Source organism: Mameliella sp. AT18 (assembly GCF_028807275.1).
GTDB classification, from domain to species: Bacteria; Pseudomonadota; Alphaproteobacteria; order Rhodobacterales; family Rhodobacteraceae; genus Antarctobacter; species Antarctobacter albus.
Genome location: NZ_JARAMO010000315.1, coordinates 15,418 through 29,351, shown reverse-complemented (window position 1 = coordinate 29,351; position 13,934 = coordinate 15,418). Strand labels below are relative to the sequence as shown.

At 67.2% G+C, this 13,934-nt stretch carries 8 protein-coding genes and 1 pseudogene; 1 reads left to right on the top strand and 8 read right to left on the bottom strand.

Annotation, left to right across the window (positions count from 1 at the left end):
• Positions 1 to 173 (bottom strand): annotated as a pseudogene (locus PVW46_RS26765) (5-aminolevulinate synthase); the annotation flags it as partial.
• Positions 174 to 385: 212 nt separating this feature from the next.
• Between PVW46_RS26765 and idi the strand changes: the two are divergent.
• Entirely contained in the window at positions 386 to 922 is a 537-nt protein-coding gene (gene idi, locus PVW46_RS26760) for an isopentenyl-diphosphate Delta-isomerase (RefSeq protein ID WP_043143099.1), read from the top strand.
• Positions 923 to 951: 29 nt separating this feature from the next.
• Here the strand turns inward: idi and PVW46_RS26755 are convergent, their stop codons facing one another.
• From PVW46_RS26755 to PVW46_RS26725, 7 genes are all read right to left on the bottom strand, one after another.
• Positions 952 to 1,785 (bottom strand): hypothetical protein, encoded by an 834-nt coding sequence (locus tag PVW46_RS26755; RefSeq protein ID WP_069211254.1) that lies wholly within the window; start codon positions 1,783 to 1,785, stop codon positions 952 to 954.
• 156 nt (positions 1,786 to 1,941) lie between these two features.
• Positions 1,942 to 2,589 (bottom strand): M15 family metallopeptidase, encoded by a 648-nt coding sequence (locus tag PVW46_RS26750; protein WP_069211253.1) that lies wholly within the window; start codon positions 2,587 to 2,589, stop codon positions 1,942 to 1,944.
• A gap of 78 nt (positions 2,590 to 2,667) precedes the next feature.
• The gene (locus tag PVW46_RS26745) at positions 2,668 to 4,089 is read right to left on the bottom strand and encodes an SH3 domain-containing protein (protein ID WP_069211252.1); all 1,422 of its coding nucleotides are present in this window, start codon (positions 4,087 to 4,089) and stop codon (positions 2,668 to 2,670) included.
• Between the two features lie 98 nt (positions 4,090 to 4,187).
• Positions 4,188 to 5,600 (bottom strand): SH3 domain-containing protein, encoded by a 1,413-nt coding sequence (locus tag PVW46_RS26740; RefSeq protein ID WP_069211251.1) that lies wholly within the window; start codon positions 5,598 to 5,600, stop codon positions 4,188 to 4,190.
• Between the two features lie 258 nt (positions 5,601 to 5,858).
• The gene (gene pbpC / locus PVW46_RS26735; RefSeq protein WP_069211250.1) at positions 5,859 to 7,880 is read right to left on the bottom strand and encodes a penicillin-binding protein 1C; all 2,022 of its coding nucleotides are present in this window, start codon (positions 7,878 to 7,880) and stop codon (positions 5,859 to 5,861) included.
• Positions 7,877 to 8,431 (bottom strand): putative glycolipid-binding domain-containing protein, encoded by a 555-nt coding sequence (locus tag PVW46_RS26730; protein WP_043143091.1) that lies wholly within the window; start codon positions 8,429 to 8,431, stop codon positions 7,877 to 7,879. The genes pbpC and PVW46_RS26730 overlap by 4 nt, the downstream gene beginning before the upstream one ends.
• Positions 8,428 to 13,854, bottom strand: a complete 5,427-nt coding sequence (locus PVW46_RS26725; protein WP_069211249.1) for an alpha-2-macroglobulin family protein — start codon at positions 13,852 to 13,854, stop codon at positions 8,428 to 8,430. Before PVW46_RS26725 ends, PVW46_RS26730 begins: the two co-directional genes overlap by 4 nt.
• Positions 13,855 to 13,934: the final 80 nt, after the last annotated feature.

The window sequence follows — 13,934 nt, the reverse complement described above, 5'->3', positions numbered from 1 at the left end:
ATCCCGAGGTAGTCGTTCGAACACCAGACAGTGAGATCCTGCGCCCCCCCCACGGCCCGGCGCCGGGCCTTGGGGAAGGTCTCGCAGTCCCGCTCCAGCTCGGCGAAGACGCGGTAGTTGCCCTCTGCCTTGAGGTTGTCCAGTTGGGCAGCGAACAGCGCGTCGAAATCCATCGGTCGTCTCCGGTCTCAATCTTCGGGGCCCGGCCGGACTGTCCCGGCACAGGCAAATGCCCATGCAGCCTAGGGGCACGGGGCAGCATGGCACAGTCCGGTTTTCCGGAGGTGAACGAGGGGCCGCGCTGTTTCGGCGTGCAAAGACCCCGCCCCTGCCGCTATAAGTGATCAATCCTGACCCATCACGAGGGGCCAAGCCCCGGACTGCCATGACGATCATGATCCCCGCCTGGGTGGATGGCACCCTGCAACCGGTGGAAAAGCTGGAAGCCCACGAACGCGGCCTGAAACACAAGGCCGTGTCAGTTTTTGTCACCCGCGGGGACCAAGTGTTGATCCAGCGCCGGGCCCTGAGCAAGTACCACACACCCGGGCTTTGGGCGAATACCTGCTGCACCCACCCCGACTGGGACGAAACCGCAGCCGCCTGCGCGATGCGGCGGCTGCAGGACGAACTGGGCATCACGGGCGTCGTGCCCCATCATATGGGACAGGTGGAATACCGGGCCGGAGTGGGCGGCGGCATGATCGAACACGAGGTGGTCGAGATCTTTCGGGCCGAAGCGGGGCCCGGGATGACGCTGGCACCGAACCCCGAGGAGGTCATGGACATCCGCTGGGTCCCGCGCCGCGATCTGGAGGCCGAAGTGCGCGAGACGCCGGATCGGTTCACGCCCTGGCTGCGCATCTACCTGGAACGGCATGCGGGCCTGGTCTTTGGCGCAGACAAGGGCGAGGCGGACTGACACCGCGCCCCTGACGTTGTGGCGCCTGCTCAGCGGTGCCAGATGGCGGCATATCGGGCCTTGCCGCCGGCCTCGTAGCCCGACACATCCACAAGGCGGTATCCCTGACCGACCCACTTGTCGAATTCTGCCTGGTATTGCGACGAGGTCAGATTGTGCCGGGCGACCCAGCCGCCCTTGCCCTTGTCCCAGATGGCCGCGAAGTAAGGCTTGCCGTTCACCGTGTAGCCGTCAACGTGCACCGGACGATAGCCCTGTGCCTTCATCGCGTCAAAGGTCTGCTGGTAGCTGGCACTGCTCATGCCGTGGCGCGCCTGCCAGGCGCTGCCGCCCTGTTTCTTCCAGATCGCGGCATAGCGGGCCTGACCGTTCACCGAGTAACCCGTGACATCCACCAGCCGGTAGCCCTGCCCGACCCACTTGTTGAATTCCTGCTGGTATTTCTGGCCTGACAATCCGTGCCGCGCGACCCAGGCACCGCCCGACTTTTGCCAGAACCCCGCGAACAGCCCGGAGCCGAGGCTCATCGCATCGATGAAGGCCGGGGCATAACCCTTGGCGGTCAGGTTGTCGAAGGTCTGCTGGTAGGCGGGCGCCTGCAGCCCGTGACGCGCAACCCAGGCGCCACCGCCGGATTTCGACCAGATGGCGGCGTAATAGCCCTTGCCGCCCACGCTGTAGGCGTCGATGTCGGCCAGGCGATAGCCCTGCGCCTTGTAGGTGTCGAACCAAGACTGGTACTGCGCGCTGGTCATGCCATGCCGCGATACCCACTGCTGGGCTTCGGCTGCGCCGGAGACGGTCAAGGCGAGGAGGGCGGCAAGACCCGCCCCTGCGAGGCGATTAATAAAATTCGATTTCATATCTGTTTCCTTTGAAAATAGCCGGGCGCGGCCCGGTGCGGAAAAACGGGACAGACTGGTCTGCCAACCTGTCATCCATTGGGCACCGACACGCGCGGTCATTCAATAACGGTATCCCCGACCTCAACCGCCGGGGCGCGGTTATCCGCTGTCTTCTCAGTTCCCGGTGGCAGAGAAGTGCTGGTAATCCTTCATCGAGGTCCAGTCGCCGCCCCAGCCCCAGCCGCGTTTCCTGAAGGCTGTCACCACGGCATCCCCGGCAACGATCACCCCCCGGGGCCGTGCGCCCCGTTCTCCCGGATCGTCGTAGTCGACCCCCGCAGAAGGCGAGGTGCGACCGCCGGTGACAAAGGGATTCTGCACCGGGTTGATGTCGATGGCGCGGCCAAGCGCATGTTGGGACAGACGCGAAGTCCCCGCCACGACACGGCAATTGAAGGCGCTTGTGTTGTTGGCCGCCATCGAAAACCCGTCATCTCCGCGAAAGTGATGCACCAGCCGCATGCTCTGGATCGGGTACCCGGCGGCGTGAATATCGGCGAAGATGTCCAGGATGTCCCTGGACACATCGGCGGCAACGATCAGCTCTCCCTGCCGGGTGCGACCCTTGAAATCCACGTAGGGCACGGTCAGCAGGCGCAGGTCTTCGCGCGCCGGACACGGCAGGTTCGCGTGCCAGCTGACACCCTGCATCGCGGCCCAGGTGGCATCCGGGATCGGCTGGGCCGTGCCCCGCGCCTGCGCGCCGGCCATCGAGGCCGAACACACCATCCCCAAAACTCCGGCCCAAAGGATCTTTCGCATCCTGTCTCTCCTGCTCATGTCGCCTCTGCCTCAGGGAAGCCAGCCTGACCGGGCACCGCAAGTCAGATTATCCGTCAGTCACTCGGCCAGGAAATGCCGACTGACGAACCCCGTGTTCCCGTCTGGCGCGACGACCTGGTACCACAGCATGTTCTCGGCAATGCAGCCTTCGGCCCGGCGCCGGACGTCCTCTGATGACGGGTATTCGGTCAGCGCACGGCAGAAATTCAGGCACTCCTGTCCGCGTTCACTGTCACGCAGGGGCAAAAGGCGACCGGTGTCGGGCACCTGCACCCGGTCCGCCAGCCGCACCTGCCCGACGATGGGCGCGCGCAGGCCGGGTGCGGCGCGCAGGTTGACGAATTCATTGACGTTGATGACCCGGGCCGAGGTGCTGGCCAGGCGGCAGTTGTTGAACCCGCCGACAGCGCCACCAGCCGATCCGGGATCCTGAACCGCGCGGAAAAAGGCGCGGACATGGGCGTCATCCCCCTCGGCCCAGACCGGCAGATCCGCGATGGGCGTGTCCGGCGGGTACAGCATGTAGGGAAACGCCTGCCCGCTGATGTCCTGATCGGTTGCGCCGCCGGTGTAAGAGGCCCCGCCCATGTAGCGGACAGGTCCGTAATCTCCGAAGATGCGCAGTTCACAGCGGGCAGAGCCCTCGTAGCGGAACCTGCGGTTGCTGAGGGCGTAAACCGATGTATCGTCGATATCCTCGTAGGTGAAATCGAGCGGCCTCGGCTCCGACTGAAGCGGATAATCGATCAGGCCGGAATCGACGTGCCAGCAGAGATTGCTCAGCGCCTGTTGCGCGTTGCCGGAGGGAAAGGCCACCGGCGCCACAGCGATCTCCCACTGCGCGGCCTGACCGACCGTCTCGACATAGGTCATCTCGAAGGGCGGCGTGCCCAGCAACGCCAGGAACAGGGAATCCGGGATCGCTGTGCCCATGTCTGCACGGTGCCGCAACACCCCCGCCATGCTGTCGAGCGCGATGGCATAGGCGGTATCGACCTCGTCACGCGTATAGGCGCGCTCCCCCAGCAACAGAGAGGGCGCATGAAAGCCCAGCCTGCCCCGCGGATGCAGCAGCCTGTCGTTGCTATGGGCGCCGCCCGCCTCGGGATGGCGGTAGCGGCCCGCCAGGAAAATGACGGCGCAGGCGCTTTCGCAGGCAGCGCCTGCGGGTACGGCGGTGCCATAGGCACGCTCCCCGATCAGGTCGGCCATCGCCAGCGCCCCGCGCAAGCCTCCACCAGGGGAATCCAGGCAGATGCGGCGTCCGACCGGCGAGTAATCGGCGGTATAGCCGATTTCATCCAGCAGGGCGCGCAGGGCATCCGCATCGCCCTCCTCGATCTGCCCTGAAATCGAGATCCGGCACCCCATGACCGCATCGCCACCCCGGGTGATGGTCGCCGCCGAGGCGGGCCGGGTCCCGGTCAGGACATGGAAACAGAAGACGGCAAGGAGGAGGAGGCGAAGCGCGCTGGTCATATCGGGGCTCGTGCTGCGAAATACAGTCCAAAGGCTAGCACGGCTCCGGAATCACACGAAGCCGGGAATGTGCTGCGGCGCAACCGCCAGCGACCCGATCAATCCGCCAGGAACTTGCGACTGACGTAACCGGCGGTGCCCGATCCGTCGCGGATCTCGTACCAAAAGACATTGCCCTCGATGCAACGGTCCACTTGGGCCCGCAGGTCCGCGTCCCCGTTGTCCAGCGCCAGGTTATTGCAGGCCTTCATGCAACTGCGCGCCCTGTCACCGCCTTCGGGCGTCCGCAGGTCCTGGGTGGCAATCACCCGCACCCTTTCCCCCAGCGGCACCTGCCGCAGCACCTCGGCCTCGAACCCCGGTCCGCCGCGCAGGTTGACGTATTCGTTGACGTTGACGATCCGCGCCTCAGGGTTCAGCAGCCAGCAGGACCGGATCTCGACCTCGGAGAGTTCCGCGCGCGCAGCCGCCTGGATCGCGGCGAAAAAGATCTGCTCGCCGGTTTCGGCCGGGCTGCGCACCACCGGCAGCGCGGACAGTGGCAGGCGCGGATCGTGGAACATGTAGGGATAGACCTCGCGACGCGAGATCTCGTTGGCGCCCGCGCCATCCATGACAAGATAGCCTATCCTGTCCAGGGGATCGCTGTCGGCCCGCAAGGTCATTTCGCAATTGGCCGAGTCCTCGGCCCGGAAGCCGCCGCGCGACGTCACCTGTGCCCGGTCCGGCCCAAGGTTGCCGAAGGTGAAAGGCAGGTTGGCAGAGCCATAGAGGTAACTGTCCGACGCGCGCTGATCCAGCATGCCGCCGTCGCCGTTCAGGCAGGCAAACCGCAACGAGGATTCGATGTCCGAGGCTGTCAGGGACACCGGTGCTACCTCGATCTGCCAGCGCGCCGCCTGTTCCACCGTCTCGACGTAACTCATGTCGCTGGCCGGCGTGTTCAGGATCGTCAGGAACAGCGACTCGGGGATGTCCGAGGTGACGCGCAAGACCTCACCCATGCTGCCCAGGGCCCGGGCATAGGCCGCGTTGACCTCGTCCCGGCTATAGTTGCGGTCTTCCTCCACCAGCGCCGGGGCATGAAAGCCAAGTGTCCCGCGCGGATGCAGGACCCGGTCGGGTATGGCCGCGCCATCGGATTCCGGATGCGAAAAGCGCCCGGACAGGAACAGCAGGGCGCAGGTGCTCTCGCAGGTGGCCCCCTCGGCGATGGCGGTGCCCATGAAACGCGTCTTGACGATATCCGCCATGCGCACCACCTCGATCAGCGAGCCGCCGGGGCTGTCCAGGCAAATGCGCTGCCCCACCGGGCTGGTGCCATCGGGCCAGGGCATGTCTTCCAGGATGGCCCGCAACGCCTCGGCATCGCCGCTGACGATCTCGCCGTCGATGCGCAACTGACAGCCCATGTCCTGCCCTTCCGACAGGGTGATCTGCGCCGCCTGGGCCATGCCTGCGAAAACCGGAAGGACGGCGGCCATTGCCAGCCGCCACAGCACCTGTGCCATGTTTTGCTCCGTCTGCTCGGACCTTTTGGGTGATTCTAGCACGTCAATGCCATTTTGTGCGCGGGGAATTGCCGATCCGAATCAGACGGCAAAGCTTCGCCGAATCACATCGATGCGCAGGACTGGCACATCCTGCACAGACCCCTGTTTCTTTGGGCAGAAAAATACCTCTGGGGGACGCCGCAGGCGGGGGGCAGAGCCCCCGATACGCGGGCGCAGCCCGCGCCGGTCGCCGCGCATCGCGCGGCGAAACCGCCCCTACCGCAACTCGATCGACACCCGCCCCGCGGCCCCCTTGGCGTCGATCACCGACAGGGTCGTAAATCCCGGCCCCGCGAGCGGAGCAAAGAACTCGGGCCTTTGCAGACCGGTCGCCAACACGGCGCCATCCGCCAGCAACGTGTAGGGCGGCACACCGCCACGCAGCTTGATCGGTACGCCCAGCCCGGTCGCCGCCAGCCGCGCGCCCTCGGGCGGGAAGGTCAGTTTCAGCTCGGCCACCGTGTCGCGCGGGCCGAAACGCTGCAGCGTTTCGGGCAATTGCGCGCGGCTGACCAGCAGCGTCTCAGGCGGCGGCGGGGGCAAGGGTTCGAACCGGCTTTCGACGCGGCCCAGCGCCTCGAACAACAGCGGCGCCGCCAGGTCGCCGCCAAAGGCGCCGGGCACCGGCGTGCCGTCGGGCCGCCCGATCCAGACCCCCGCCACGTGCTGCCCGGTCCAACCCAATGCCCAGGCATCGCGATGCCCGTAGGATGTGCCTGTCTTGTAAGCCACGCGCCCCGGTGGCCCCGCCGAGGGGGGCGGCAGCAGGTCGGCGAGGATGTTGCCAACCTGCCAGGCGCTGGTGCGGCTGAGAACGCGCTGCGACGGTGCCTTGTCCGGGTCCACTCCGGCCCGCCACCGCAACGGGATCGCCTCGCCGCCTCGTGCCAGCGCCGCATATAGCTGCACCATCTCCTCGAGCGTCAGGCCAACGCCGCCCAAGGCCAGCGCCAGCCCCGGCGCACCGCCCTGCACACCCGGATCGACCATCGCCCGTTCCAGCGCCGCCATCAGGTGCGCCGGGCCCAGCGCCTCTGTCAGGCGGACGACGGGGATGTTCAGCGACAGTTGCAGCGCCCGGCGTACCGGCAGCTCTCCCCGGTATTCGCCGTCGAAATTCTGCGGCGCATAGGTTCCGAACTGGACCGGCGTGTCCAGGATCAGCGTCTCGGGATGGGCCAGCCCGCGATCGAAGGCCAGCCCGTAAACCAGCGGTTTCAGCGTCGAGCCCGGCGACCTCTGCGCGGTGGTCATGTCGACAAAGCCCTGCGCGGCCATGTCGGTATAATCCTTGGACCCGACCGAAGCGAGGATTTCGCCGCTCTGGTGATCCGCAAGCACCAGGGCAACCGACAGCTTTTCACCCCGGCCCGACATGTACCTCCGGGCCAGCTTCTCCAACCCGGCCTGCAAATCCCGGTCCAGCGTCAGGTCGTGGCGGCCCGGTCCCATCGCCACCGCCCGGTCGGCCATGTGCGGGGCCAGTTGCGGCATCGGCTGACGGCCCAGGGGGGCCGGGTCCAGACTGTCGGATTCCGCCGCCTCCATCGGGATCACCCCGGCGCCGGCCATGCGCTGCAACACGCGGTTGCGGGCATTCCGCGCCGCCTCGGGGTGGCGGTCGGGGCGGCGGCTCTCGGGGGCCTGTGGCAGCGAAACCAGCAGCGCCGCCTCGGCCGGTGTCAGCCGCGCGGGCTCTTTGCCTAGCCAGATCAGCGAGGCGGCGCGCAGCCCCTCGACGTTGCCGCCATAAGGCGCAAGCCGCAGGTAGAGCGCCAGGATCTCTTGCTTGTCCAAGCGCCGTTCCAACGCCAGCGCCAGCCGCATCTGCCGCAGCTTGCCGCGCCATTGCCCCGTGGTGCCGTCCTCCAGCAACCGCGCCACCTGCATCGTCAGTGTCGAGGCGCCCGATACGATTTCTCCATGCCGGATCGCCTGCCCGGCAGCCCGAATCGTGGCGCGCAGATCGACACCGGGATGGCTGTAGAACCGCTTGTCCTCGTAGGCGACCAGCATCTCGAAGAACAGCGGGTCGACCTGGTCCGGAGAGACCTCCAAGCGCCAGAGCCCGTTTTCGATCGTGTAGGCGCGCAGAAGATGTCCGTTACGGTCCCGAACCTCTGGCGAGGTCGCGTGAACCAGCACCGGAATCTCCGTGGCGTCGATGAAATCGTCGAACCGGTCGCGCGCGAAGGCCGCCGACCACAGCAGCACGACGAGTACGACAAGCCGTTTCACACATCCGCCTCCCAGAGGCCCGGGTAACGGGTGACAAAGCCGTGGGTATCGACCGACAGATGGGTTTCGAACTCGGTTTCCTGCGCCTCGTAACGCACCAGCCCGCCGCGTTCGCGGGTGTAGGCCTGTGTCAGCGGTGTCACCTGCGGGCCGGGAAAGCGCAGCCAGGCCGATGTCGTCTCCAGCCGCCCGACTTCTGGCACGCGGTTCAAGGGCATCAGGTTGGTCGCGGGGGTAAAGGCCAGGTCCACGTCCTCGGCCCCTGCCAGATCGGGGCGCAGAGCCTCGTTCACGGTCCAGCCATCCTCACCCCGCGCTAGGCGCAGCGCGACGGCGTCGCCGCCGTAGTCGCCGGTGATGTCGGCGCTGGTGGTGCACCAGTCCGCGCCGACGCGGATCACGTAGTCCAGCGCGGCCCAGCCGGTGGCATCGCGGAACCGGGCGTGACCGACCAGCATCCAGCCCTGGTCAAGCCGCGCCAGGCGGCACTTGTCTTCCCCGTCGCGGTCCAGCGCCCGCCAGTGGATCGTCGCTACCGTCTCGCCGCTCATGGCAGGATCGTCACGCTGCCGGAAGCGGTGACCGCCCGGTATTCGGGCCGGTACATGTCCTCGACCAGCGCCGCCGGGTGGTGGAACGTGCCGGGCGAGACCGCCCGCAGGATATAGGCCAGCTTCAACGGCTTGTCCGACTCCTGGTTGATGGCGGCCAGGAAACGCTCGGCACGGAACTCGGTGTGTTCGGCGCTGGCCAGTTCCAGCCAGTCGAGCGCCCGGATATCGCCCGAGCGCAGCAGGCTGGGATTGTCGATCTCGAACCCCGCCGGCAGCGCATCGTCCAGGATCAGGCGCGCGCCCGTCTTTTCCGCAGGCTTGATGGTCAGCACGGCGACCATGCGGTCGCCCGCGCGGATTTCCGAAACCGGCTCGCCCTCCAGCGTGAAATACTCGCGGGTCAGCGCATAGCCATACCCCGTCGCCTCGGTCGCGCCCAATGGCTTGCCAAGGGTCGTCAGGGTGATGTCGGTCGGCTTGTCAGAGGTGTTGGTCAAGCTCACAGGCTCCAACCCCTCGGCCTCGACCCGGCGCACGAAGGGACCGGACAGCGGCTCTCCATTCAGGGCAAGCCCCGAGACGGTCGGATCCTGCACCATCGCGTGTGCCGCCAAGAGCGCCCAGGCCTTTTCCTGCGTCGACAGCGGACGGTCGACAGAGGAAATCCGCCGCACCACGTCGTTGCGGTCAAACCGGTCAGACCGCGCCTCGACCGCAAGGGCCAGCAGGCCCGCCGCGTCGCGCAGGGAACTGCCATAGTCCGAACGATAGCCTTGTTTCGTCGGCACCGGCGTGGCCAGCAGACGGGCGGCGGCCCGGCCGAACATGGCATCTGCGCGCGGCTGGTCGCCATAACTGGCCAGCGCGGCGCCCAGTTGCGCCTGTGCCAGCGGCGTTGCGAAATCCGCCGCCTTTTCGTCGGCGTAATAGCGCAGGTCGCCCATCGCGGCCTCACCCTCTCGCGCCAGGACCATCAGGGCATAGGCGATGTCCTGCCCGCCGTTGTCGAAGTCCGGCGCATAGGCGATCCGGTTCTTGAGATTGTCGAGCGCGTTCTGCCAGGCCGTGTCCGGCACCTCGTAACCCCCCGCCTTGGCGCGGCTGAGGAAGTCCGTCACATAGGCGTCCAGCCAGAAATCACCCGACCACGCGCCCCAGAGCCCGAAGGCCCCGTTGGATGCCTGTCGGGTCAGCACCTGGGCGATGGATTGCTCGATGCGCAGGTCGATGCGGTCCGTGTCGCCCAGGCCCAGAGGCTCGGCAATCGCGGACATGTAGAGCAGCGGCAGAGCCTTCGATGTCACCTGCTCGGTGCAGCCATAGGGATAACGGTCAAGCGAGGCCAACATGCCCGGCACATCGAAGCGCGCCAGCGGACCGGCCGAGACCATCGCCGAGGCACCGGCAGGCTGCAGATCCGCAAAGACCTGATCGTCCAGCGTAAAGGTCTGCCCTGCGGCCAACTGGATGCGGCGGGTGGTGCCCACGTCCGGATCGTTCGAGCGCACGCCCAGCGTCAGGTCCTTGGTCAGGCGCTGACCATCTGGCGTGATCACGGCGATCTGGATCTTGTGGTCGCCCACGGCGCCCGCGGTCAGCGGGATGTCCAGCGCGGTCTTTTCGCCCTCGCCCAGCGTCACGTTCGCAGGCAGGGCGCCGGTGTCCAGCGTCACGCCATCGGCGGTGACGGTCAGGGGCATCTCGCCGGTTTCGCCCTTGGCATGGGTCAGTTCCAGCAGCAGGCGGCTTTCGTCGCCCGGCGACAGGAAGCGCGGCAGCGAGGCCGAGATCACCACCGGGTCGCGCACCAGCACGTCCGCCTCGGCAGAGCCGACCCCCTTGGGCGACCAGGCCACGGCCATCAGCCGGACGGTGCCGTTGAAATCCGGAATGTCAAAGCTGACCTCGACGGTACCATCCTCGCCCACCGGCAACTGGCCGGAGAAGAAGGCGACGGTCGCCTCTGTCGGCGGCGGGCTCTGCAGGCGCATGCCCGCGGCCCCGTCACCACCCGACCGGACGGTGCCCATCGCGCCGTTCATGCCGTCGATCAGACGGCCATAGATGTCGCGGATCTCGACGCCCAGCCGACGCTGGCCAAAATAGTGACCCGCCGGGTCCGGCGTGTCGAAGCCCGTCAGGTTCAGGATCCCCAGGTCGACGGCGGCAACGGTGACATAGGCCTGCTCACCCGGTGTCACGTTGTCGATCCGCACCTTCGCGGTCAGCGGCCCACGCGGGGCGCTCTCGGCAGGCGCGTCGACTCCGACCTTCAGTTTCGCATCGCCGGGATCGACACTGGCATGGGTCAAGCCGAGGGCGCGGGCCGGGTTCTGGCCCGCCGTCACGTCCATCGGGCGGATCACCTGCGCGGTGACATAGACACCGGCGCCCCAATCCTCGGTCACGGGCAGGGTCAGGGTGTTTTCCCCCTCGGCCACGTCCACCGCCTGCATGGAAATTACGCGGTCGGCCAGCACTGTGACCACGGCCTTGCCCGCGTAGCGCGGGACCATGCGCAGAGTTGCGCTGTCGCCCGGCTGATAGGCGGGCTTGTCCAGCGACAGTTCCAGCATGTCAGGGGCGTCGGCAGCATCGGCAGGCGCGTACCATCCTGCCGAAAAACCCATCGAGGCGGCCAGGTAGGCACCGTCGGCGCGTTCCACGACGACCTCGTACTGCCCCCACTCCACCTCTGCCGCGATCTTCAGCGGGTCGGCGCCCAGCGTGCCGGTGCCCTTGGCCACGGTCTCGCGGGTTGTCATCGGCTCCCAGTACCAGTTGCCGTAGTTCTGATACCACTGGTAGCGCGTGCGCACGCGGTTGACCTGCCAGCTGACCCCCATCTCCTGCGGTTGCAGGTCCGGCCCCACGGCGATCACCTCGAACCGTGCCTCGGCACTTTCGGCGAATTCCTCGGCGGCTGGCTTGATCCCGATCATCGGGGTCGGCGGGGCCACGGACCGCGAGATCAGACGTTCCACTGGACGCCCCGAGGCCTCGGACAGGCGCAGGGTGGCGGTGGCCGTCATCGGGCGGCCCTTGGGGTCGATGTCGGGCATCGGCAGGGTCAGCTGTGCGGCGCCTGCGGCATCCGTGGTCAGATCGGCGGCAAAGCTTTCGATCCGGGTCAGCGCGTTGTCGTCGTGACGGCCAAAGCGGTAGCCGGGGAAGGTATCCAGCCGGGTGCCGGTGGACAGGCGCAACTCGCCCTCGATGTCCAGGTCGGCGCCCGGGGCCCCAAAGAGATACCGTGCGTCCACCTCCAGCAGCGGCGGCGACAGCGGGTTGATCGGCCCCTCGGGCAGCGACAGGTCGAAATCAATGCGCTCGGGCACGAAATCCTCGACCAGCAGGGTGTCCGAGGTCAGCGCCTCGCCCTTTGGGTCGGCGTAGACGGCCAGCCGCCAAGTGCCGCGCGGCACCGTCGGGCCCAGCGGCAGTGTAAAGACATGGCCGCCCGCATCCCCCCCGTCCGAGATATGGCGGGAGTATTCGACGCCATCAGGCCGGGTCAGAACGGCGGTCAGCGGCACATCGTTGACCGCATCGGCCTGCGCATTCCGCAACAGGGCGGTCACGTTGACCTCGTCCCCCGCGCGATAGACGCCGCGATCGGTGGCGACGAAGGCATCCAGCGGCCCGGCGGGCGCGCGGCCCGCGACGCCACGGTCGGACAGGTCAAAGGCAGGATCGGTCAGCGACAAGAAGGCAAGGTCTTCCTCGCCCCGCTTGGCCATGACCAGCGCGGGCGCCGTACCGCCCTTGCCGCGCAACAGGCCCGGCGCGAAACGCGCCACGCCATCGGCATCGGTTGTCACGGTCTCCAGCACGCGGTTGGCCTCGGCCAGCAACGAGACCTCGAGCCCGGCCATCGGCGAGGCGTCGCCAAGGTCGCGGGCAAAGACGGTCAGGCCGTCGGTGCCCTGCAGGGTCGTCAAACCGATGTCGGAGAGGATGAACCACTGCGTCGCGCGGCGTCCTTCACCGCGTTTCGGGTCCGGCACGGCGGCGGTCAGCGCATAGATCCCGGCCGGCAGGTCGCCCAGGACCTCACCCATCGGCAGGCGGGTCATCATGTCGGCATTCAGGCGGTTTTCCACTACGCCGGTACCGGTCCAGATCTCCTCGGCCACGTCGCGGGCAAAGTAGTTTTCGTCATAGCGGCCCAGCGGGCGGCCAAAGTAGTTTTCCTGGATCGCGCGCACCAGGTTGCGGTCGGACACGCGGCGCAGGGTCAGATCGACCTCGTCGAGGTTGACAGTGTCGATCGGAATGCCCGCATCCGCCGTGCGCGGCAGAACGTAGGCCCGGCCCGGAAAGCCAAGGGTCGGGGTGCGGTCGCTGACATAGGCAGTGATCGGCACGTCGCGGATCAGTTCCTCGCCCGACTTGGCGGGCAGGCCAGAGCGGAAGGTGATGGTATAGCGGCTGCCATGCTCGACGCCGGTCACACAGATCCGCTCGTCATCCTGCACCACGGCGAGGCGCGGATCGGGCAGCTTGACATAGGGCGCATAGTCCTGCCCCACGCGCACCAGCGGCTCGTTGAAGCTGGCGCAGATGCGCGGCGTGGCGCTGTCGGCCTCGACAACGTGATCGTCGACGCGAAAGCCGTATTTGCCGATGGCATCGTCCAGCAGCGCAGAGACATCGGCGCGGGGGCCGATGCTTTCGGCCAGGCGCAGCGCGGGGATCATCAGGCGGCCGCGCTTGTCGGCCTCCAGCGCGCGGGCTAGATCGTACAGCGCAGTGATCCGCTGCGCATCGTCGCCGGTGCGCAGATAGGCATTGATCGAGGCCAGGAAGGCGCGGCGGCCATACTTGTGCTTGTCCGCGCCCTGCACCTCGCGCAGGTAGTCGGTTGACCACTGGCCATACTGCAGCCAGAGCGCCGGATCATCGTTCTGCGCCAGCGCCGCACCGGTCCAGTGGATCGCATCGCGCAGGTTGCCCTCGTCACGCGCCCGGGTCGCCGCATCCAGCAACGCCTGGACGGTCCATTGCCCGCCGCCGTGGCGCACGGCGAGATCCATCGCCTCGGCACGAGCGCGGTCGATGTCACCGTCGCGCAGGAAACCCAGGTCTTCGCGCCGGGTCTCGGCCCGGGCCAGAACCTCGGGCGGGGTGATGACGACGCGCCCCGACACCGCCCCTTCGTAGGCGGCGCGGTCCGTTATCTCTGTCTTTGGGAAACAGGCGTTCGTCCGGCTGTTGAAAGTGAACGCGATGCATCCTTCGGCATCCAGGCAGGCCTGCTGGCAGGCATCAAGCGTGGTGTCGAAGAGCTCTTGCAGGTCCTTGCCCACATAGTCGATGTCCCGGGTGACCACGTACCGCCGGTCCGGCATCGCCTCCTGCGCCTGAGCAGAGGACAAGCCAAAGAGGGCCGCGGCGAGGCCCAGAGCAAAACGACGCATCAAAAAGCTCCTTTCAGAACAATGCGGTTCATCGTGGCACGCACCGGGGGGCAAAACAAGGATTCGGAAGGTCAGGGAAA